21 protein-coding genes are annotated in these 23089 nt (G+C 46.1%); 7 read left to right on the top strand and 14 right to left on the bottom strand.

Translation table 11 applies throughout. The features are described from left to right. Positions 1 to 170: 170 nt before the first annotated feature. The gene (locus tag QP794_RS14265) at positions 171 to 929 is read right to left on the bottom strand and encodes an SDR family oxidoreductase (protein ID WP_079349979.1); all 759 of its coding nucleotides are present in this window, start codon (positions 927 to 929) and stop codon (positions 171 to 173) included. A 190-nt stretch (positions 930 to 1119) separates the two neighbouring features. Between QP794_RS14265 and QP794_RS14260 the strand changes: the two genes are divergently transcribed. Next, positions 1120 to 1722, top strand: a complete 603-nt coding sequence (locus tag QP794_RS14260) for a TetR/AcrR family transcriptional regulator (RefSeq protein WP_285077588.1) — start codon at positions 1120 to 1122, stop codon at positions 1720 to 1722. Positions 1723 to 1834: 112 nt separating this feature from the next. Here QP794_RS14260 and QP794_RS14255 read toward each other — a convergent pair whose 3' ends face one another. From QP794_RS14255 to QP794_RS14235, 6 genes are all read right to left on the bottom strand, one after another. Further along, positions 1835 to 2974, bottom strand: a complete 1140-nt coding sequence (locus QP794_RS14255) for a toxic anion resistance protein (RefSeq protein WP_024628952.1) — start codon at positions 2972 to 2974, stop codon at positions 1835 to 1837. 79 nt (positions 2975 to 3053) lie between these two features. After that, entirely contained in the window at positions 3054 to 4742 is a 1689-nt protein-coding gene (locus QP794_RS14250; protein ID WP_285077583.1) for a vWA domain-containing protein, read from the bottom strand. 11 nt (positions 4743 to 4753) lie between these two features. Then, positions 4754 to 5485 (bottom strand): hypothetical protein, encoded by a 732-nt coding sequence (locus QP794_RS14245; RefSeq protein WP_285077581.1) that lies wholly within the window; start codon positions 5483 to 5485, stop codon positions 4754 to 4756. A 448-nt stretch (positions 5486 to 5933) separates the two neighbouring features. Then, the gene (locus QP794_RS33170) at positions 5934 to 6233 is read right to left on the bottom strand and encodes a Uma2 family endonuclease (protein ID WP_350338870.1); all 300 of its coding nucleotides are present in this window, start codon (positions 6231 to 6233) and stop codon (positions 5934 to 5936) included. Next, positions 6200 to 6436, bottom strand: coding sequence for a hypothetical protein (locus QP794_RS33165; RefSeq protein ID WP_350338869.1), 237 nt, complete (start codon positions 6434 to 6436; stop codon positions 6200 to 6202). Before QP794_RS33165 ends, QP794_RS33170 begins: the two co-directional genes overlap by 34 nt. Before the next feature lie 82 nt (positions 6437 to 6518). Next, on the bottom strand, positions 6519 to 8840 hold the full coding sequence (locus QP794_RS14235; protein WP_285077579.1) for a beta-L-arabinofuranosidase domain-containing protein: 2322 nt from the start codon (positions 8838 to 8840) through the stop codon (positions 6519 to 6521). A 196-nt stretch (positions 8841 to 9036) separates the two neighbouring features. Here QP794_RS14235 and QP794_RS14230 point away from each other — a divergent pair, with 196 nt between their 5' ends. Both QP794_RS14230 and QP794_RS14225 read left to right on the top strand, forming a co-directional pair. Continuing rightward, positions 9037 to 9804, top strand: coding sequence for a helix-turn-helix transcriptional regulator (locus QP794_RS14230; RefSeq protein WP_285077577.1), 768 nt, complete (start codon positions 9037 to 9039; stop codon positions 9802 to 9804). 166 nt (positions 9805 to 9970) lie between these two features. Next, positions 9971 to 10480, top strand: a complete 510-nt coding sequence (locus QP794_RS14225; RefSeq protein WP_285077576.1) for a GNAT family N-acetyltransferase — start codon at positions 9971 to 9973, stop codon at positions 10478 to 10480. 143 nt (positions 10481 to 10623) lie between these two features. Here QP794_RS14225 and QP794_RS14220 read toward each other — a convergent pair whose 3' ends face one another. Together QP794_RS14220 and QP794_RS14215 are read right to left on the bottom strand one after the other, a co-directional pair. Next, complete coding sequence (locus tag QP794_RS14220; protein ID WP_285077574.1) at positions 10624 to 11973, bottom strand: amino acid permease; 1350 nt, start codon at positions 11971 to 11973, stop codon at positions 10624 to 10626. A 367-nt stretch (positions 11974 to 12340) separates the two neighbouring features. Then, a complete protein-coding gene (locus QP794_RS14215; protein ID WP_285077572.1) occupies positions 12341 to 12796 on the bottom strand; it encodes a GNAT family N-acetyltransferase in 456 nt (151 codons plus the stop codon). Positions 12797 to 13051: 255 nt separating this feature from the next. On the opposite strand from QP794_RS14215, the gene QP794_RS14210 reads away from it, so the two are divergent. Beyond that, positions 13052 to 13627, top strand: coding sequence for a GNAT family N-acetyltransferase (locus QP794_RS14210; RefSeq protein WP_179132839.1), 576 nt, complete (start codon positions 13052 to 13054; stop codon positions 13625 to 13627). 2 nt (positions 13628 to 13629) lie between these two features. Next, a complete protein-coding gene (locus QP794_RS14205) occupies positions 13630 to 13971 on the top strand; it encodes a DUF1801 domain-containing protein (RefSeq protein WP_285078025.1) in 342 nt (113 codons plus the stop codon). Positions 13972 to 14128: 157 nt separating this feature from the next. Here the strand turns inward: QP794_RS14205 and QP794_RS14200 are convergent, their stop codons facing one another. The 3 genes from QP794_RS14200 to QP794_RS14190 form a co-directional block, all read right to left on the bottom strand. Continuing rightward, a complete protein-coding gene (locus QP794_RS14200) occupies positions 14129 to 15433 on the bottom strand; it encodes a DUF1963 domain-containing protein (RefSeq protein ID WP_285077570.1) in 1305 nt (434 codons plus the stop codon). A gap of 80 nt (positions 15434 to 15513) precedes the next feature. Beyond that, positions 15514 to 16692, bottom strand: coding sequence for an alanyl-tRNA editing protein (locus tag QP794_RS14195; RefSeq protein ID WP_285077568.1), 1179 nt, complete (start codon positions 16690 to 16692; stop codon positions 15514 to 15516). A 264-nt stretch (positions 16693 to 16956) separates the two neighbouring features. Then, entirely contained in the window at positions 16957 to 17865 is a 909-nt protein-coding gene (locus QP794_RS14190) for a ketopantoate reductase family protein (RefSeq protein ID WP_285077566.1), read from the bottom strand. Between the two features lie 149 nt (positions 17866 to 18014). Here QP794_RS14190 and QP794_RS14185 point away from each other — a divergent pair, with 149 nt between their 5' ends. Continuing rightward, on the top strand, positions 18015 to 18569 hold the full coding sequence (locus tag QP794_RS14185; protein WP_285077563.1) for a TetR/AcrR family transcriptional regulator: 555 nt from the start codon (positions 18015 to 18017) through the stop codon (positions 18567 to 18569). A 199-nt stretch (positions 18570 to 18768) separates the two neighbouring features. Here the strand turns inward: QP794_RS14185 and dhaK are convergent, their stop codons facing one another. Both dhaK and QP794_RS14175 read right to left on the bottom strand, forming a co-directional pair. Beyond that, positions 18769 to 20538 carry a dihydroxyacetone kinase subunit DhaK gene (dhaK, locus tag QP794_RS14180; RefSeq protein ID WP_285077561.1) on the bottom strand — a complete coding sequence of 590 codons (1770 nt, stop codon included), beginning with the start codon at positions 20536 to 20538 and terminating at the stop codon, positions 18769 to 18771. After that, positions 20535 to 21677, bottom strand: a complete 1143-nt coding sequence (locus QP794_RS14175) for a glycerol dehydrogenase (protein ID WP_285077559.1) — start codon at positions 21675 to 21677, stop codon at positions 20535 to 20537. The genes dhaK and QP794_RS14175 overlap by 4 nt, the downstream gene beginning before the upstream one ends. Positions 21678 to 22041: 364 nt before the next feature. Between QP794_RS14175 and QP794_RS14170 the strand changes: the two genes are divergently transcribed. Beyond that, the gene (locus QP794_RS14170; protein ID WP_285077557.1) at positions 22042 to 23073 is read left to right on the top strand and encodes a PocR ligand-binding domain-containing protein; all 1032 of its coding nucleotides are present in this window, start codon (positions 22042 to 22044) and stop codon (positions 23071 to 23073) included. The last annotated feature ends 16 nt before the right edge of the window (positions 23074 to 23089 follow it).

The raw sequence follows: 23089 nt of genomic DNA, 5'->3' as shown, positions 1-23089 counted from the left end.
CTGCCTTGATGTCCCACATTCTTGCCTGTTGTGAACGACAAAAGAAGCCCATACACCTGGTATGAGCTTCTTTGCATATTTCAGACACTTCGCTCACAAGCAGAACAGATACAAGCAAGACGTATGATGACATCTTCCCTATTATCTCCGTTTCTGCCCTAAACGATAGATTAGTAGGAGCTCCACCCTGCATCTGCTGTTACGACTGTTCCGTTCACGAAGCTGGATTCATCCGAACCGAGGAACAGGGCTACCTGTGCTATCTCTTCACTTTTACCTGAACGCGGATTGATCGCCATTCCCAGCTGTTGTCTGCTCGCACCGAAGTGATTAATGTTTGTCATTGTAGAAGCGATATTGGTTTCAACCCCGCCCGGAGCAATCGCGTTACAGCGAATACCTTGCTGAGCATACATGAAGCCTGTATTCTTCGTGAATCCCACGACCGCATGTTTGGAAGCTGTGTAGGCCGCTCCTGCACGTGCACCATGCAATCCGCCTGCTGAAGCGATGTTAACGATAACGCCTTTTTGTTTTTCCAGGAAGATTGGCAGTACTTTGCGGGTAGCACGCATTACACTTGTGGTGTTGATTGCAAAGATCCGTTCCCACTTGTCATCCACAATGTCGCCAGCTGGTTCCATACTGTCCATAATGCCTGCATTATTGACCAGGATGTCCACTGTTCCATAAGTGTTAACCGTCGTATCGATCAGATTCTGAATATCCTCTTCCTTCGCCACATTCGCAACCACAAACGTCGCTTCTCCACCTTTTGCCTTGATATCCTCCGCAACCGCCTGCGCTGAAGCTTCATTGATATCCGATACAACCACCTTTGCACCCTCTTGTGCATACAGTGTTGCAATTGCTTTACCCATGCCGGAACCTGCACCTGTGACTACAGCTACTTTATCTTGAAGTCTCATATTGTATCATCCTCCATGTATTCGTTTACAATAAGTTAACAAACAAATGTTCATTAACTCTTATCCTTAGTATAATAAGTCATAGCAATCTTGTTCAATCAGTAAAAGCTTGCCCAATTGTACGTTAATCAACACTTCTCATTCAGAATGTACTTTATCTTAAAATATCCATTTACGAGGAGTACTGTATATGACCGAACTTCCAAATTCCATGGATCGAAGAATCAAAAAATCCAAAGCGGCGCTGAAGGATGCTCTCATCCAATTAATGCAAAAGCAGTCGTTTAAGGAAATATCCATTACCGATATCGTACAGCTGGCCGATCTGAATCGAGGTACCTTTTACAGACATTATCAATACAAGGAAGACCTCTTCAATGAAATGATTGATGACGTGATCAAGGATCTGGTCTTCTCCTATCGCGAACCTTATCTGGATAAAGAAATATTTGAAGTAAGTCATATGCCCTCTTCTGCAATCAAAATATTTGAACATGTGCATCAGCATGCACAATTTTACACTCTGGTTGTGAAGTCGGAGGCCTCCTCCAATTTCCAACAGATGATCTGCGATGTTCTGCGTGACCTTGCCCTTCAGGATCTGAACGAAATATTTCCGTCTCACATTAACCGTGAGCTGCTGGCAAGTTACCAGTCCCATGCGATCTTTGGCATGATTATTGAATGGATTCGGCAGGAATTCGAGCACAGTCCCGCGTATATGGCAGATGAGTTATTTAAAATCATTAATTTCAAACCGGGCAATATGGTTGTCCAGTCTAACCTAAAATGAGTTTAGTGAAGGGAATTTCAAGAACAAAGCTATTCTTAAAGAATACCAAAAGCGACCATTCCCAAGTGCTTAACAAGGAACGGTCGCAATTTTTTGTTTATGAAAGTTAAAATTATAACCCCAGCTTCTGTCCTTTCTCCAACCGCTGAATCTGTTGCTCCCCGGTATCGGCCAGTTCACGGAACTGGTTAATGGTCTCCCGCATCCGCGGCAGCGCCTCCTGCTTATAGACACTGATCGAGTCAAGCGCAGAAAGTACATCGGTGAACGCCTGCTTCATCGTATCCACTGAAATGCTGGCATCGTAAGCTTGCTTTTGAATGGCAATGCCCTGATCTTTCAGCATTTTGGACGTACCTGCGATCAGATCATTGGTCGTCCGGTTGAGCAGTTCAATTTTCTGCAACACAATCTTCTGGTTGTAAAGTGCACTTGCGACGGTGACGGCAATTTTCAATGCCGAGATCGTTACATTTTTGGCCCGATCCACACCGCGGATCAGTTCCTTGTTGTTGCGGATGACGACTTCAATTGCCATGATGCCCTGCTGGTTCACCACAAGCATTTGCTGCAAATCCATGACCCGCTGACGGAGCGGGAACAGCACTTCTTCCGTGATAAAACGAACTTTCTCCGGGTCCTCGTTGCGGACTTTGGCGGCTTCGATCTGTGCATCAATCGACTCATCCATTAGTACACCCAGCTGAATTTCCTTTTGCAGTCGTTTGGTGAGTTCCCGTAAATTTTGCTGTTCAATCTCCAGTGTGGTGTTGTCATTTCTCAAGGTTGCTCTGCCTTTGTCCAGCGACGTCACGATGTCAGCGATGACCGCGTCAGCCTTCTGGTATTTGAGGAAATAGGCCCGCAGCGGATTGAACAATTTGCCGAGGAATCCGGTTTTGGCAAAATCGACCACGCTTGGGTCGAGATCCTTCAGCTGCATATGCAGCTCAGTCAAGCCTTTGGCGACCTGACCGCCCTCATCTCCCGTCTTGGACAGATGTCCAACGGAGACTTGAAGCAACGCGTTTTTCTCGGAAGAGGATCTCATCGTGTTCATGCCAAAGCCGTCAATAGATTGCAAGATCTCTTTGCGTTTCTCCAGCGATTCGAGATCCAGTGTCATGATCATCTCCACGTTGGCATCCGCCACTTGCTGCAGCTCTGCCACCTCGGCAGGTACAGGCTTTATTTCTTCCTCAATCACCTTCTGAATTTCCTTCTGGCTAGGTATCTCCATCGAAAACGACATCCAAGTTCCCCCTCAAATTACGTGCTATATAATTAAAATAATGAACTTACACTAGGTCACTTTGAGTGCAGCAACCGTATTACATCTGCACGTTGAACAGGTTACCGATTTTGTACACCACATCGTCGGTATCCGCGTTAATGCTCGCCGCTTCATTAATGCTGGAGATGCTCTCCAAAGCTTTGATGTCCGCGTTGTAACCAATCGTGTAGATTGGCACTTTGTACGTCTCGACCAGATCACGAATATCCTTCAGAGTATGACCTTCGTTGGTCTCCCCATCACTGAGGACAAAGATCAGCGGTTTCACATTTGGATTGGTAGCCATGTAATCTTCCAGCATCTTCATCGCCACAACGATGCCATCGAAGGTTGCCGTACCGCCACCTGCTTGCAAGCTATCCACCGTACCGACAAACATGGACTGCTGATTTGTATCATACTTGGCAATCGGCAGGTTCACGGTTACGCCACTAGAGTAGGAGACGAGGCCAATACTATTGTCTGTGCCCAGGAACTTCTGGCCTTTGCGCAAGGATTCCTTGAGACGGTTTAGCGGTTCCCCGTCCATGCTTCCGGACACGTCGGTGACGAATACGGCTGCGATGGGTTTGCTGCCATTCTTTTTCTCTTTCCATACTTTCTGAGCGGATAACAGGGTGCCACCATCCACTGTATTCAATTCGGATTTGTAATCCTGCAAACCGTTGAAGCCGAATTCCTCAGCCGATTGCTGATACTTCGCTTGGGTTACGAATTCCGCATACTTCTTGATGATCTCCTGCTTGTTCTGTGGCAATTGCCCCAGTGCATACAGCGGGCTGTCATGTCTTACGCCAAAAGGTGTAAAGACGTATCCGCTTTCCAGATCTGCAGTGTTTACGTAAGTCTGATATTCCAGTACAAATGCGTCCAGACGCCCTGATTTGGCTGCTTCACGCATCTGAATGGTTGTAGAAGCCGTAAACGGTACGTTCGCCTGGAACTTCTCAAAACCCTCAATGGCTTTCTCACCGAGCGGATTGGAGCTATCATATGTGTTGAGTGCTGTCACGAGAAAATTTAGCCCCGTGGAGCTGGCAAACGGATCAGTGTACCCCATCGCGAGCTCATTGTTCGCAATCGCTTCGGTCACGGTTTTTACATTCACCGAGCCGTATGTGTCGACCAGTGCATCATACTTGGCTTTGGAGATGACGATACCGGGAACGTTCCCCACCAGTCTTTTGGATACAAGATCGGTCTTTACACCGCTCGCGGCCACCATCTCGCCCCATAACTCATTCGAGGGAGTAAACGCATCAGGCACATACTTACCAGACTTGATATAATCGGTCGCCGTACCTGATGCGATATTGCGTAATTTCACCGAAACCTGTTTGCCGCCAACGATAATGTTAGCCTTGTTGAACTCTTCGGTTACTTCGGTTAACCAGCCGTCTGCCCCGGTTCCCGCCTTTTCGATGGAAGAGAATATCTCTACATAATCATTGGTTGTATTCTCGACCGTGATCGGGAATTTGGAGATGTCCGGTAAGGACTCTGCCACATCGACCGGATCGAGATCGATCTGTCCCTTCACAGGTTCAGCTGTTGCAGGAGCAATGTCCGCATACAGCTTGCCTAATTCTTTGCCTGCATTCTCTGTCGTCACCTGTGTACTGGATTTACCAACGTTCGACGTCAGTGTAATGCCTGCATATACGAGGCCGAACACGAGCACCAGCATCAAGATCGATATGAAAAAAAACTTTCCCTTCTTCGCCATAAGGCAACCCCTCACTGTCTGTATAATTTGGTGTGCTTGATTAATTGGTCAATTTCCTGCATACAAGGCATCTGTTCGATATTTCCAGCTTCAAAGCTGTCCAGGCGGGAGATTTCCAGCATTAGCTGGTCAAGCTTCAAAAGAATTTCCTCATTGCTATGAAGCGAATTTTTCACGTAACTGAGATAGTCGTTATATACTTTGGTCTTTTCCTGAAAAAGCTTCTGGGGAAGTGTAGCGGATTTGGACTTCATCAGGCTGGCGTACTCCGCTTCATCGAACACATTGAGTCGGTTCAGCACGCTTCGGATGTTGAGGTATAACAGCTTCTCCACTTCGAGGGTGACCGAAGCAAATTTCTTGTAGCTCAGTTCCCCCGGATCAAATCGCTGATTCAACACGTTCAGGAGGGTTTCTTTCTTTTTCTTCATGCGGCTCAGTTGGGATAATCCCAGTGTTATATCTTCCTCAAGCACTTTAATGCGTCGATAAAAGGATAACGCTTCCACATAATCTTCATGGGTTTCGATATTCTTCACAGGCAAGACTACAGGCTGTCTGAACAACAAGGTATAACTTCCATAAAAGAGAGCAAGAGCACTTCCGAACAAGAACGTGACCGAGAGTGCTGTCGTAAAAGCACCCCCATCAAAATTCAGCCCGATGAATCCTGGCGAGAATAATAGAACGTTCATGACGACAATGCCGAAGATCAGCCCCAGCAGTTTTATGTACTTCATCATGTAAATCATCAGACCTCCTTTCGCGCTATATGTCGGATCTACAGGTTGATATTTCCAATTGCATATTTCTATCATTGTACATGATGTTGCCGCATTCGGGTGGATTAATATGGATACTCATAATATACGTGGCATGGGCTTATCCCATCTCATCTTTAGAGGGACAACGTGGATAAGATTTTGTAACCTCTGGAAAACGAGCTGGTGCCCTTGAACAATCGGTGGCGGAAAAAGAAATGTTATCAGGTAATACGTGGAAATTTGCAGTGCGTGTCATTTTTTATATAGGGCTTATTCGATAAAAAAACAAAACACCCCGACGCCAGCGCCGGAGTGATGATGAATTTAGTTCTTCGTTAAACTGCTTAGAGCAAATCTATGATATTCTAATTCAGTTTGAATAAATTCCGAAGCGGAATCTCCAGTTCCGGATATAACACCGATTGAATCATTTCTTGCTCCGTGTACAGATGACGGTCTGGTAACTGCCTTCTTCCAATGTATACACATGGACGGTCTGATTGCCAGGGTCAACAATCCAGTATTCATTCACACCATATTTCTGATACAGATTAAACTTCTCGTTAAAATCCTTCAGCGCAGTTGAAGGAGACAGCACTTCTATGATTAGAGACGGCGCACCGTGACAGCCGTTTTTGGATATTTGGTCTTTAGAGCAAACCACCGACAGATCCGGTTGTACAACATGGTCAGCTACGTCATACTGTTCATTTTCACTGAAATACACATCAAAAGGGGCACAAATACAAAACATTTCCGATTCTGAAAAAAAGTACGTAAGGAGAAGTGCAGCTCACCCACAATAAACTGGTTTAATGAGGTGGGTGCTGGAGACGTGCTATAGGCTTTCGCGTTGATTAATTCCCATGCACCCTCCCAGGTCAGCCAATCCTGAAAAGTATAGATGCCTTTATTATCCGGTTTGGCCACACTTTCAACCTCCTCTTTTACCTAACGAGCATTTTGCTTTTAATATACCATTGTGTTTGCCCATTTTCATACCATACCTCATTTAAGAAAAGATGGACTCCGGTTTGCTGCGCGTTGTACGTACCTCCACGACTTTCCCGGCACAGCCGTTGTCGTCCAATGCCTGAAATGCAACCCGAACGACGTCTTTGCCTGACGTAATCGTCTCAGGAATATCATAGGTAACATAGAATACTTCGCCGATCTTGTTCATATGAATCCGCTGTTCTCCGACCACATTTCCATCGACGGCGATACTAAATACTTTCTCATACAGCGTACCTTCCCGTTCAAAAGGAGAATGATCTCCTCCCCAGTATGCAACGCATAGATAGTTCGGTGCGGAACCATCCACCGCCAGCTGGTAGCTGAAGTAAGACCCGCTGACACCAAAAGCTTCCCGCCACATATGCAGCTTGTTACGGCTGTCTGTATACGAACCGTTATGATGTTCTGCACGGCAATTACTGTCCAGATGATGTCCAATCTCATCCTGCTGACCGTCAGGCTGTACCCTGTCGATGGTGATATCGTTCAATTCCTTCTCCAGCGCATCCCCTTCATCGTTAAACGGCCAATAAACCGTATAGAACTCATGATGCACATCATAGAACGGGATCAGCTTCACCGGCTTGCCGTCCGAGGTGACCTCCTTGCTGATTTCAAACGTCAGCGTACTTGCGTCCACGACTTTAATCCACTCACGCACATCCTCCTGTTCCGTCCAGATCACAGGTACAGGGGCTGTTTTGGGATTCAGAGCGGTTTCGTCCACGATGGTATCCTCGGGCAATCCTTCGCTTCCCAAAGCCCCTGCCAGTACAATCGGGCCATACAGGAACGCCACCTTATGTGCATCATCCCGGGACGTGTATTGGTGAAGCGACATCGGCAGCGTGATGGTGATGACATCGCCAGCGGTCCATGTGCGGTCGATGTTGAGGTATCCGGGTTCCATCCGGGTATACGGATGGGCCGTATCCCCGTTGACTATTGCCGTCATTGGCTCCTGCAGCCATGACGGCACACGTAATCTAAGATTGGCCGAGGCGCTGCCTTCGGTGATCGTAAGGGTACCCTTTTCCGAATATGGAAAGTCGGTTTCGAGCTTCAGCGATATGCCTTGGGATCTCCAGTCCAATTGGGAAGCGATATACAGGTTGACGTACAGATCCTGTTCATCCTCGAAATAGATCGCCTCGGCGTATTTGCCCGGGTTCTCCATGCCAGATCCTGTACAGCACCACCAGGCGGTATCGTGCGCACCGTAAATTTTGTAGTGGCCTTGCAGTGTGGATGCAAAATACGTTTTGTTCCCTGTATTCGGGTCCTGTGTGCCCAGGATGTGGTTGTAGATCGCATTTTCATAATAGTCCATATAGGCACTGTCGGGGTTCCAGGTGTAGAGCTGCTTCGTCAGATGCATCATGTTGTGGGTACAGCAGCTTTCCCCGGTTTTGATGCCCAGACTCTCCATGCCTTTCGCTTCATAGTGCTCCGAAATGCTCGTTGCGCCAAATACATAAGAACGGTGATGAATCGTGGTGTCCCAGAAAAACTCCGCCGCTGTCCGGTAACTCTCATGAGTATGGTCCTGATTGTAGATTTCGGCTGCACCGATGACTTTTGGAATCTGCGTATTGGCATGTTTGCCCTGAAGATCGTCCTGCTGGTGTTCCAACGGTTCAAGGATGATTTGATGTGTGAATTTGTTGGCTATTTCAAGATATACTTGCTTCCCCGTGATGCCATACAAATGTGCAAATACTTCGTTCATGCCACCGTGCTCACATTGAAGCATAATCTGCATTTGTTCTTCGGTCATCGGGCTCAGACCGTCTACCGCCCAATCAGCAAACCGTATTACCACCTCAAGGGCTTGCTGATTACCCGTTAGTTTGTAGGCGTCAATTAGTCCGCGATAGATTTTGTGCACGCTGTACCAAGGCACCCAGTATTCCCCGATGTTGAAACCGCCAATATGCTCTGCCCGAAATGCAATGTGGAAAGCTTCTTCGGATAATCCGCCGATATACCCGCTGCCTGTATGCCGTTGAATGGATGCAAGCTCGCTGACGGCATAATCCAGTGTTTGCTTTAGCGTTTCATTGCCTGTCGCCTGATAGGTCACAGCCAGGGCAGACAGATAGTGTCCAAGAGAATGCCCGCTGATCGAGCGTGCCTCCCATCCCGCGTACCATTCCTTTTTGGCAGGTAACCCGTGGGCCTCAAAACATGGTGCCAGAAAACGGTCAATGTCCAGGGATAACAAATACTTTTCTCCAACTTCCTGTGACGTTTGAAAAACGCCATTTAACAGATTGACATGCTCAGGTCCCAGAAATCCTTTTTTAGTTTCAATCATTTCTGCTTTCTCCTCTCGATATGTAGTTGGATATTTAGAAGTACTTATATGGATGTACAAAGGGTTAAAATCCGTGCTGCGATTCATGTATCCCTTACGATCTTTCTTAATACAGGCCTTGAATATCCTCATATTATCAAATAAAATACAACTACATCAGACTCATAATCCAAGAAAAGGTGGAGAAATCCGTCCTATGCACAAACCATTGGAGCATTACCTGTGCGGCAAGTTCATATCCGAAGGCAATTGGAGCCACATGAAGCGCAGCATGCCTGTTCACGAGGTCATTTTGATGCTAGAAGGTGAGCTGTACATTGCGGAGGAGGACGAGCAATACGTAGTTCGTGCAAATGATCTGCTATTTCTGAGAGCTGGCCGCACCCATTATGGTTATCAGTTCAGCGATGCTCCCGTCAGCTTTTACTGGGTTCATTATGATTCGAATGAGAAAGAGTTCGACCAGTATCCCACCCATGCAACCATTCAGGTTCCGTCCATGGCTAATCAGCTGTTCAAGCAGCTGCTCCATAGTTCATCGTTCTCTCCAGAAGAAGCGGTTGCGGCATTGCTGCTGCTGCTCAAAGAACTGGAACGCAACACACAGGCGGGTTATCGACCGCACAATGCGATCGTTGACCACATCTGCAAATGGGTGGATATTCATCTGCATACCGACATTACGGTTGGCAAGATTGCCGAGACTTTTAATTTTAACAAGGACTACATCTCCAAAATGGTAAAACGTGAGAAAGGCATTGGCCTCAAAACCTATATCCTCACGGAACGGATTCGCCGGGCCAAGCAGATGCTGCTCAATACCAATGCCAGTGTAAAAGAAATTGCTGGACAATGCGGTTTTTCCGATTACAAACTATTCCTGCGCATGTTCAAACAATACGAGGGCAATACTCCTACCGAATATCGCAATAATTTGTATTCCACACAGCTCAATCGCCTATAATGAGCCTTAACCGTGCGAACCTTGAATGTGCTTGTTCGGATAGACCAACTCATAGAATTTCATGAGTCATATATAGAATATTTGAATTAATCAAGTACCCTCAGGTGTGATACAATTCAAGTCAACTATATCTCTTATTAAACCAAGATCAGAAGGAGAACTTGAGATGACAACGGCAGTAACGATTCATCCCGCTACAGAAGCAGATTATGAAGAAATTGTAGATATTCTCATTGAAAGTTACTCCGAGTACCGGGACACGTTCCAACCCCAGGAACAATGGGAAAATTATTTGAAGGATATTCGAGAATCGCCGACTAATCCTTACATCAAGCAATTATGGATTGCCAAAATAGATAATCAGATTGTTGGAACAGTCCAATTGTTCGAGACCGCGCATAAGGCCTATCCGACCTTCGAGCTGCCTATTGATTATCCGTTTATTCGGCTGTTGGGCGTTGATCCCAAGTGGAGAGGTCATGGCATCGCCAGAAAGCTGCTTCAACAATGTGTTGAATCGGCCAAAGACATGGGTAAAAATACGGTGTATTTATATACAGGCGGCCAAATGGTTAACGCGATCCGACTATACGAACGTTTCGGTTTTGTAGAAGACCCGGAATTCAGTTCCGAAAGTAGTGAAGGCAAAGCGATCTGTTACCGTTACGATTCATAACTCTAGCAAACGGTATTGAGCGTGGATCGCAGGAAAGAAAGATAACAGGTAAATAACGATATGGTGTTATTTACGCAAAAAGGCCGCTCAACAAGAGCGGCCTTTTATTTTTTTAATTGAATTCATTTTATTATAACTTCATTTTATGCCCGTCCATTCGTTTTCCTGAATCGGATCAGGGACCAAATAATCAGCACAGCGAGTACAGATAAACAGATACTGATGCTGAAACGGTTGCTTTCATCAAACACGAACATGACGGCAATCACCCCAAGACACAGCACTGCTGCCCCGGTGATATAAGGAAATCCCCAAACCTTAAATGAAGGTTGTACCGGATAGCTCTTGCGCAGCTTCAGCTGTGAGGTGGCAATACATATCCACACGAGCATCACGACAAACCCCGGAACCGCCAGTAACACGCGGAAGAGCTGATCTTGTGCGAATAGTCCCAACATGGAGCCACCAAGCAGAATCACAGCACATACCAGAAGTGTATTTACCGGACTGCCGTTGCGATTCGTTTGAGATAATGCCTTGGGAGCTTCACCACCTACCGCCATGGAGTGCATCATACGGGACGCACCGTAAATGCCTGAATTCGCAGCAGACAGAACGGCGGTTACCAAAATAAAGTTCATAATATGCGCTGCACCTGGGAGTCCCGTGGAAGCCAGCACCTGTACAAAGGGACTGCTCTCTGGACCCAACTCATTCCACGGAATGAGGCCACAGATGATGAGAATCGGCAGCGTGAAGAACAAAATAATTCTCAGCATGAAGTTCCCCACAATTTTGGGCATCACCTTGTCCGCATTTTCCGTCTCGGTCAGTGTCAAACCAATCAACTCTGAACCTCCATAAGAGAACATGACGACCAACAATGCCGAGAAGATTGATGACCATCCATTAGGGAAGAAACCGCCTGCTTGCGTGTAATTTTGCAGATAAGGCGTGTTGTCACTTGGAATGATCCCGAAGATCAGACCAGCACCGAGGAAAATAAAAATAATAATCATGGCGATTTTAATGCCTGCCAACCAAAATTCAAATTCCCCAAATACGCCTACACTTAACAGATTAATCAATATTATAAACACCGCACACGTCAGACTAAGCATCCACAGCGGCACTTCCGTGAACCAGTACTGCAAAAAACTCCCTGCGGCAATCACCTCAATCACACATACCGATAACCAGAGGAAACAGTACATCCATCCCATAATAAAGGATACCCTGCTACCAAATGCTTCCTGCACAAAATCTTTCATGTTCTTGTTCTTGTACACTGTAGCCATCTCTGCCATCGCAGCCATGACTACCAGCAGCAACAATCCTGCAAAGATGTACGTTACAATGACTCCCGGACCTGCGAGTCCAATCGTTTCGGCGCTTCCTTTGAAAATTCCGGTTCCAATGACACCACCCATAGCCATAAAGCTAATATGTCTTGGTTTAAGTTTCTTCTGCAATGTTCCTTCTGTCTGAGCCAATTCCAATCCTCCTGATGTAAAAAACGTCTTCATTTCCTGTTTCATTTTTACATAAACATAATGTCCAGTATACCCTATTGTGCATGCCTCAGCCCAGCAGTTCCGTACGGCCAATTCATCCCATGCCTATGCTCACATGACTTATGTTCTATACCCCACAATGATACGAGCCAATCGGTATGCTTCCAACTCATTCATTTAAATACATTCTACTCTCCTTGCGCTCTCCAATATGTATGATTTGTTGCAGTCCACCACTTCGCAAAACAATCGTTACACGCAAAAAAACCAGCGGTCTGCATACAACAGAATGCTGGTTATCTGGTATTCCCGTTATGCCGTTATGCCTATATATCTATCATTCGATTTATAATTCCTTTGTCATAAAAGCACTGTTCGGGTCCAAACTATATTCTGCAAATGGCTCACAGTAAACAAATCCAAAGTCCTCATACAGCTTCCGCGCCGGGATAAAAGAATCCATCGAACCTGTCTCCAGACTGATTCGTTTATAACCCCGATTCTTGGCAACCTCGACAATATGGGCAAGAATTTGTTTCGCCACGCCTTTTCTCAGATGAGCCGATGCTGTACGCATGGATTTCAACTCTGCATGCTCCGAGTTCAATTCTTTCATGGCACCGCAGCCCAGCAGCTCCTCCGCTTCCCATGCGCACCAGAATGTAATCTCCGGTTTCTTCAATCCATCCAGATCCAGGGCGTGAATACTTTCCGGCGGCGAATCTGCTGCCATGCCCTGCAAATGTTCTGCAATTAATCCAATGACTTGATGACCGCTCAAATCATCTACTTTGATCTCCATATCTACCACTCCTGCCGACAATATTGTTGTGTGTGTATCACTGAATACATGTCTATTATTTATATAGTACTACCATGACAGGTTTTCTGACAACAGGTTCAAGAACACGAACAAAATGTCTATTGTGATGCCCTGAAATTTCCATTATAGTGAGGCTATCTGAAACCAAAAGGAGCGAAGAATATTGCGGAGTATTCATATAGCTAATTGTCGTTTTGAGGTGAAGCGAACTTAATTTATTCAAAGGAGACCAGCATGACACTAACAACTGAAAATCTGTTTTATAGCAAACGGTTGAAAATGACTCCGCCCCGTACAGAAGATGTACAAACCATGCTGCAATGGAATGAAGATCCCGAATATTTGCGAAATGTGGATACGGACATTGCCATCCCTTTTTCGGAAAAGCAGCTTGAAGATGAAGGTGAGACAAAGGACAAGGAAGTTTACTTCCGGCTTCGAACGCTTGAGGATGAACAACTGATCGGATTCGTTGTCATTCACAGCATTGAATGGAACAACCGCTGCGGACAGCTTGCCATTGGTATTGGACTCGCAGAGCATCGCAACAAGGGGTATGGAACGGAAGCGTTGAATCTCATTTTGCGATATGCCTTCCATGAATTGAATCTAGACCGGGTAGGTCTGGATGTCATCGCCTATAATGCAAAAGGCATCCGTGCCTATGAGAAAGTCGGCTTTCAGCTGGAAGGTCGCGCCAGATCAGCTGTATATCGTGACGGCAAGCGCTATGATCGCTTATTGATGGGAATTCTAAGACCGGAATGGGAAGCACACAATCAGATCAATGTGGAGGGTGGACAAGCATGAATATGAATGCAGAGGTCACTGAATTTATCGAACAGATCCCGGTTCCCTGGCAAGCCCAGGTTGCAAGTAAACTGCGAGAGTTGGTACATGAGTCCATTCCTGAAGTACAAGAACGTGTGCAATACAAGAAACCTCATTTTCTGAAAAACGGCAAATACGCGGCGGTCATCTCCCCGTCCAAGCCGGCAGTATCCTTCACGATCTTCAATGCAACCGGGCTTGATCTGCCAGATGGGATATTTGAAGGCCCTGCGGAACGCAAAACAATCAAGATCAAGGAAAAAGATACGCCAGACTATGAGTGGCTGGCTGGCCTTCTGACACAGGCATCCGCAGAACTCTAAACGTTAGAGAAAAAGGCCAACCAGCATATGGTTGACCTAATCATACGAAAGGGGCTTCCCATCATGTTTAAGTCATATGGGATAGCCCCTATTGGGTATGCTGCTGTCATTACACCTAAATCGCTTCTATGAAATAAACAGATCGTTGCTTCCTTCATCAGGACTGTTGATAAGATACCGCCGTCATCTGGCACGGCTCGCAAACGAACATGTAATACATGCCATCCCCATACTCCTCAACCTCGCTCCAGTCCAGTTGACCAACGGCCCTCATGCTCGAAGAACAGCATGGGCAATTCGGATACTCCGCGTCCTGAACCCATCCGGGATGGCCCCCAATCTGGGAAGAAGAAGGCTCCATCGCCCACTCACTGGCATGGAACGCCTGACGTGGTGCAGTCGCAATCCGGAACTGCCGACCTGCATCCGGTGCAAGCTGAGCATAGTCATCCGGGTCAAGATCATCCGCTCCCACGGGCATCATATTATGGGCACTCCAGCACGGTTCACCTGCTGAATCCATCTCCATATAAACGACACCATAACAACTGCATATCACGCAAGTCTGCACTTGAAGCCGCTCACTGTTCCAAGCAACGTCCTTCAGTGCTGGATGCTGTACATCCAGATCAATTAAGGTCGTTAACAAACCGCCACACCACTCACAGTTATCGGCACGGGTCAACAGCACCGAGATCGGAGCGCTGATTGATGTGTCGTCAGCACTTTCATTCTCTTTTACTTTATAGAGTGAATAACTTGGGGTGATGAATAAATCCCTGCGCTGGCCTTCATTCGTCAACTCCCAACCGGCTTCGGTTGTATAGCGCTCTGGTGCAACATGCAGCTGATCTGCCCAGCGAGGCGGAGACTGCCTCCATTGCTGGAACTGACATACGACAACCTCATCTCCAATATAGGCGAGCATGAGCAATAGATTGTTCCGATTCTCATCACCAGTGTTCACCTGCTGTAGGAGTTGATCACGTACTTCGGCAGAGGCACTCTTACACAAAATGACAGGGTAGTAGATTTCGCGCTCCATCAGCTCCGGAATCTGTGCAGACAACGAAAGATCATGGTAACAAACCAGATATACCAGAATATCTTTACCTGTATCATCATCCCCTGCACGAATGACCTGCATCGCATAGTCGATCATGAGCGCTTGCTGCTCCGCAGACAAGGACAGATATACTTCTTCTTTGGAATGCTCGTATGCAACATAACAGATTAACGGATCATGAACCTGGCGGGTATGCATGATTTTTAGAATCTCCACAGGGTCTGTCATTCCCTCATACAAGTTCACGTCACGCCGATTGGCTTCAATGTATTTACGATGTGCCTCGCGCTCTATCTCCTGCTTGCAAGGCATGCAGTACCCGCCTGTTCTGGCAGCTGTTGCTGGCAAAATCGTATTTGGGCACCCCTCACGTATGCACGGAATGCGTTCTGTCATCTGTGGGCACCTCCTCTACTGTTGATTCCACCTTACGATCCACTTAGCCCAATCCATATCGATTAGCGAAAAGTCGTAGATTAGTGATGTCCCAGTTGGTCCTTCGTAAATTCATAAAATGCGATTGCATCTTCACTGCTGGCAAAGCCCGCCTGAGCCATCTTGTCGCTGCCGCCGCCTTTGCCCTGGTAGGCTCCGAGATTGCCCTTGAAGAAAGGTCCACAAGCCCACTCCGGCGGCTGTCCGTTCTGTGCCAGAACAACTTTGGCCTCCGAGATGCTCGCAAAGAGTACAAGTCCCTCATGTTCCGATGTCAGCTTGGTCGCCAGACTCTGCATATCCTTGAGCGATTTGTCCTCAAAGATTTGAGCAATGACCAGTCCTTCCCGTGCAGATAAAAGCTCTTGCGCATAATAAGCGTCATTGGAGGCTTTCACAGTGTTCAGCTCGGCTTGCAGCTGCTTTTGTTCTGCATCCATTTTGTCGATTCGATCCGCCAGCTCGTCCCTACTGGTCTTCAATTTGGCCGAAATTCCGCTCAGCACGCTTTGTACAGTGTTGAACTCGTTCAGTGCCCGGTATCCGCATTTAAAATAGATTCGGGTGCTGCCCTTCATTTTCTCGGTTTTCAACAGTTTAATGATCCCGATCTCACCTGTGGCTGACACATGTGTTCCTCCGCAAGCGTTATATTCCACACCCTCGATCTCTACGATGCGAATATCTTCGGTTACGGAAGGCAGTTTCACCAGTGGCAGTCGTGCTGCTTCTTCCGCAGTGACCCAGGAACTGCTGATTCTGGCATTCCGGTAAATCTGCTGATTGGCCTCCAATTCAATTGCAGCCAGTTGGTTCGCTCCCAGTTCGGCTGCAGCCACATCAATCGAGATATAATCTGTCCCCAGATGAAAACTGAGCGTCATCGCATCTGCCAGCTTCAGCGTAATAGCCGACAGCAAATGCTGCCCGCTATGCTGCTGCATATGATCGAATCTGCGCTGCCAATCAATTTGGCAATCCACGTCATTCTGTTCCAGCGCACGCTCCAGCTTATGTAGTACCTCACCGTCTTCACTAATCACATCCAGCACGGTAATGCCACCGATCTGTCCCAGATCACAAGGCTGTCCACCTCCATGGGGGTAAAAAGCCGTCTCCGCCAGCGTGACATATACACCGTCTTCTTTGTCCACACTGCCTGTAATTTGTGTATGCCACTCCCGTGTGTATGCAGAGTCATAATAGATTTTTTGCGTCATCGAATCATCCCGATCCCTTCTCGTTCAAAGTAGAGTGTTGCTTTAGCATTTTTACGAATGCATCGTCACTTTCTGATCTATGCAAAATCCTTATGTACCTGATCTCCAGATTACACTATCTGGCATAAACAAGCCAAGTTTCAGCCTGCAAGCATCCTTTTTCCTATCAAAAAAACCGCTCTGCAAGTCAAGCTACAGGACGGTCATGTGAATCTCAGTAGCATGACGATACAACTTACTGACCCAAAATCTCAGTTTCCGTTCTTAGGGTGTGATATCGTTTTGACTTAAAAACTTCAATAAATCGTTATTCAGCTGCACAACTTCGTTGTTTGCACTACTCGCATAGTCCGGCAACATCATATCCTTCACCATTTTGGTCCGTAACCATATCATAAATAACAAATCCAAAATCAAATCTGGACATGTAAGCACTATTTTAAATGCAGATGGAGTAATAGCAACGCCCGCCTTTTGTATGGCCCTAAGATATGTTTTTAAAGTGTGTGTTATTTGATGTGCCTTTTTTCTATTGTTAGCTGTATCAGGGTCAATGATCTTATTATCAATTTTCAAAAAGCCAAGCATTGCAATATCCGATACGGCATGAGTGATTAGATACGACTTCATATCCTTATTCATTGTGTACGGGAGTTTTGCTGTTTTAAATATTTTTGCCAGGTTCTCTACACGTTCTGTCACTAAACCACTAATTTCTCCGAACACAGTAGTCACTAGAATCTTTGGTGGAAATCGGGCAAACAATATTCCTTCTTTAATCTGTCCGCCTACACCGGGTAAAGCGGGTAAAAGTCTATCTCCAACCATATCTAGCCAGGAAGAAAATCCAATTGAATTATTAGTCATTGTAACAATATTTTTGCTTTGATTGTCTTGTAGTGCTAACAACGCTGATTCGGATCGATCATAACGAACGGTAACGAAAATAAAATCATATATATCATCATTTTCAAGCGTATCAATGACATTGACTTTTATCGATTTAACCGTACCTTTTTCATTATATTGCAGACCCTTTTCTTTCAATGTTTCAAATCGATTAGAACGTGCAAACATAGTAACGTCAAGCCCTGCTTCTATGAATCTCATTGCGTATATGCTCCCTATAACACCTGCACCATAAATTAAAATTCTAATTTGTTTAACGGACATAACAATCCTCCCTCTTTTTTGAATAATCTCTCTTGACTATGCAACAACGTGTTGTATGATTTAATCATAAATCGTTATTATGCCCTTGATCAAACATCAATTTTTAAATATTTGTCGGATGATACTCTTGTTACCGATAGGAGAAAAAAATGAAAAAGCAGCCCCAAATCACGGAAAAAACAAGACAAACGTTTATCAATGTTTTTTGTGAATTATATAGTCAAAAGCCGATTGAAAAAATCTCGGTTCAAGAGATTACGAATAAGGCGGGATATAACCGCAGTACATTTTATCAATACTTTACTGATATTTACGAACTGTTAGACTTTGTTGAAAATGACTTAGTGAACTACATAAAAGAAGAATTGGCGAAAAAAGAGCTATCTTCACATCCTGTTCAAGATGCGTTGCATTGTTTGGAAAACATGGAATATCTCTCGGTTCTCAATGCCTTTTTGGGCGATTATGGCAGTATTCGTTTTTTAGAACGCTTGAAAAGAGAAATCACCCTTGGCAGATTGGAATTAAACCTACCGCCAGACAGTGCCATAACGCCATACTTAATTGAGTTTCACATCTCAACATCACTTTCTTTGTTTCGTCTTTGGCTCCAGCGACAAAAGGATTTATCGTCAGAAGAGTTTTTCAAGTTAGTGGATAACCTATATTCAAAAGGGGTAACGCCGTATAGTGAGGAAAATTGAAAAAGGTCCGAAAAGCTGTGTACGCGGCTGAAGGTAAGTATTCTGCAGCGATCACCACCAAAAAAGCCACCAATTTAAATGGTAGCCACTGAAATCTGTCGGTTAAATATAATTCCTGAAATGCGAAACGAGCCTTAGAAGCGATTCTAGAGGCTCGTTTTATTGTCGATCTTTTTTTAGTTACCGACTGCACACATTTTTATTTCATTGACTCAGACAACTCTGTGAAAATAACCCCCAGCGCATATGCCCCAGCATCCGGGTATCCGAGACTTCGATCACCAACAGCACCCGCGCGGCCCATGCGTGCCACGATGTCTTCTGTTTTCTTCGCACCTTCTACTGCCGCTTCAGCACCTTTGGCAAACGCCGTCTTGAAGTCATCTCCAGACTTCGCACTTTGCGTCCATGAGTCTGCACAAGGAACAAGTGCGTCAATTAATGTTTTGTCACCTACAACGGCACCACGTCCAAAGGAACGCTCGCCTGTAGATTGAATTCCTTGTGCTGCCGCCTGCATCATGTCAGCGAAATCTGCAACGCTCAATTGCTGTTTGTCACCTACGGCTTTGCCTGCCGCCCGGAATGCCGATCCCCAGATCGGGCCGGATGCACCGCCGCAGTATTCCATAATGACAAGAGAGCAGGCATCGAGGAATGAACCGATATTCTTTTTCTCTTCGTTGACGATATGGTTCCATTCGCGCTTGAGCTGTCTGAAACCCTTCGCTACGCTCATGCCAAAGTCGCCATCACCCGCATGGGAATCCAGTTCACAGAACGGCACTTCGTTCTTAATGATAATCTCACTCATCTTATCGATCAGATAAATGATATTATCCAGGGAGAATTGATTGTTGTTGATTACCGCAGATGATGCAGTTGTCTCTACTTCATAGGATACAGGCGCATCTTCAGTCACGACGGCTTCCAATGCTTCGGAATATGCTACTTGCGCTGCAGGAGGACCAGACACTTTGAACGCCGGTGTGTCACTTTCCTTGAACAACAACGTCTTCAGTTCCTCGTCCAGTTTCAGGATGGTTACCGATGCACCTGCCATATCGATGCTCGTCATGTAATTGCCAACAAATGTAGTAGCTACATGCAGACCTGAACGCTGTGCCAGCTCACGCTGAACCGAGTTGTTGAGCAGATAAAGCTCCTGTAAAGGTGTAGCCCCGAACCCATTGACAAGCACAGCAATCTCCGCGGATGCACCGTTGTCCAGCTTCATGTCTGCAAGCAGCGCTTCAATCATGCGTCCTGCAAGCTCATCTGCAGATACCAATTTCTCGCGGCGAATGCCTGGCTCACCATGAATTCCTACACCGAATTCCATCTCATCTTCAGCGATTTCAAATGTAGGCGTGCCTTTGGCAGGCACAGTACAGGAAGTAAATCCAAATCCAATGCTGCGTACGTTCTGCGCTGCTTTCTCGGCGACGGATTTCACCTCTGCCAGACTGCGGCCTTCTTCGGCTGCGGCTCCAGCAATTTTGTGTACCAATACGGTTCCGGCCACGCCGCGACGTCCTACCGTATACAGACTGTCTTGAACAGCGATGTCATCCTCAACCCGTACATATTGCACGTCAATGCCATCTTCCTCCGCAAGATAAGCCGCGTTCTTGAAGTTCATCATGTCGCCGCTGTAGTTTTTGATGATTAACAGGGTGCCCTTCTTGCTGGCTGTGGCCTTGATCGCCTGATACACCTGAATCTGGGAAGGAGATGCGAACACATCTCCACAGACCGCAGCATCCAGCATGCCTTTACCAACGTAACCCGCATGAGCTGGTTCATGGCCGCTGCCGCCGCCGCTGATCAGGCTAACTTTATCAGCCTGTATCTCTCTGCGTTTAATCACTTTATATTTCTTTAAAAATTCAAGCTCCGGGTGCGCCAGCGCAATCCCGTTGCACATTTCCATGACTACATTTTCAGCCTGATTGATGATTTTCTTCATGATTTCGCCTCCCGCCGAGCTTTGTATTCAGCACCGATCCGGTCAGCGGTAGCAATCGCACCAGCTACTTCAGTCACGGTGATAGGGAACGGCATCGCGTGAATCGATTCTTCCGGAATACAAGCAATCTCAGCCACTTTCAGCAGCTCTTCCTGGCTAATGGTATCTACACCGATGTCTGCGAGACATACCGGCAGACCAACTTCAAGACAGAAGTCGAGCACCTGGTGCAGCTCTTCAGTCGGGGCATTTTCAAGAACGAGCTGTGCTATCGTACCGAAGGCTACTTTTTCCCCGTGGAAGAAGTGATGTGTGCCTTCCAGAATGGTGAATCCGTTATGGATCGCATGGGCTCCCGCCAGACCGCCACTTTCGAATCCAAGACCGGACAGCAGAATGTTCGTCTCTACGATATTTTCCAGCGCTTGGGTGACCATGTTGCTATCACTTGCCACTTTCGCTTTTACACCGTCGCTGAGCAGCATTTCGTAGCACAATTTGGCCAGCGCGAGTGCAGCATTCGTTCCTACTGCGGATGGCGTGTATCCTTCACGGGAACCCATTGGCAAACTTGCATTCACACGAGAGTATGATTTTGCTGTAGCTCTTGCCTCGAAGTACGTAGACAATGCGTCACCCATACCCGATACGAGGAAACGTGTTGGTGCGTTTGCGATAACCGTTGTATCCACGAGTACCACACTTGGGCTTTGTTTGAAATAAGCGTAGTCATCAAAAGCACCTTCTGGCGTATACAACACGGCAGAGTGACTCGTTGGTGCATCTGTTGCTGCGATCGTTGGGCAGATAATCAATGCCTCGCCTTCTGCTACACATTTGGCTGCATCAATCGCTTTACCGCCACCGAGACCGATGGTGCATGTACAACCTTTTTCCTTCGCAATTTCCTGGAGACGAGCGACTTCCTCGCGCGAACATTCTCCTCTAAAACCGCTTTCAACAAACGTAATATTAAATTTCTGTGCGGTTGCATCGAGCTTCGCTTTTACACGATTTACATCATCGGGATGCGCAATCAGTAATGCAGATTCACCAAAAGATTTCACAAAGTAACCTAGGTTCAACAACTCATCTTCACCTTGCACGTATTTCGTTGGGCTAATAAATGCTTTTCTCATAATGATATGCCTCCTATGGATGATATAAGTTCGTTAACGGTATCAATTACCGACATGCCTTCAACAAGGCTACCTGATGTAATTCTTGGATGAACTTATACATTAAATTTTAAATACTCTCAATTAACTCTAAATATAACTCATGCATGTACGGGTTACAGTGGACTTTGATAACAAATTATTATAATTTGCAATCGTAATTTTTTGCTTTTCAACGAAATCATGGTATCTTATTGTCATGAGATGGATGAAATTTTTTGACATCATCTATACATTACCCGTCATGAACTCATCTTAATATGTACAACTTGCTAACTTTTAACAAACGTAATCATTCATCAGGTTAGCTATGGAGGTTACACCCATGATTAAAGAATATCTGCATATTAATAAAATCCTCGACCTGAATAAATGGAAACGTCTACAGGATTCTCTTGCCACCGTGACCAAGCTGGCTATTCTAACCGTCGATTATAAAGGCATTCCCGTAACGAGCCATAGCAGCTGCCAGGCGTTTTGCCAAAATGTACGCAAAGATCCCGAACTGCTCCCCTACTGCCAGAAATGTGATTCTCGAGGGGGTCTGGAAGCCGTTCGCTTGAATGAGCCTTATGTCTACTTGTGCCATTTCAATATCGTGGACATCGCCATTCCGATCACGATCGATGGCAAATATATCGGCGCCGTAATGGCGGGACAGGTGAAGCTCGCTGACCCGGAGAAAGGGACGGATTTGGAACAGATCGTCACGTCCAAGAACGTGCCTATGCATGCTGCGAAGCTAAAGGAATTACAGGACGATTATGACCAACTGCCTGTCATGACCTATGAAGAAGTTGTGAAAATTTCCAACATGCTTTCTTTACTCTGTAACTACATTGTGGAGGAAGCGCTCAACAAAAATTTGCTGGTGGAGATGTTCGAGAAAGCTTCGGGGAATCAGGAATCTCTGAACCTGTCCACCATTCTGCCCGGCTACTCTATCCGAAATATTGAGTCGATCAAAAAAGAAATGACCAATGCGATTGCGGATGCCTATCTTAAAAACAGTCCTAGCGAAACGGAAAGCTCCAACCTGGTGCTCCAACCTGCTTTTGAATACATCCACAGTCACAAGAGTGAGCAAGTCTCGCTTAAACAAATGGCCGATCTGTGCCACCTGAGTCCAAGTTATTTTAGCAGGCTGTTTGCCAAGGAGACGGGTGAGAACTTCACAACCTATATTGCACGGCTTAAAATAAAATGGGCGAAGCAGCTGCTTGAAGTAACGGACATGCCCGTGTCGCAGATCAGTGATGAACTGGGGTTCAATGAATCGGGGTATTTTATCAAAATATTCAAAAAGTTTGAGGAGATTACGCCTGCCCTCTATCGCAAATACATGCAGGAGCAATGAGCGAGAATAACCATAA

Origin of the sequence: Paenibacillus sp. UMB7766-LJ446 (assembly GCF_030226665.1) — a bacterium.
Lineage (GTDB): Bacteria > Bacillota > Bacilli > Paenibacillales > Paenibacillaceae > Paenibacillus > Paenibacillus vandeheii.
The sequence above is the reverse complement of the archived record's forward strand: the minus strand, read 5'-3'. Positions and strand labels throughout refer to the sequence as shown.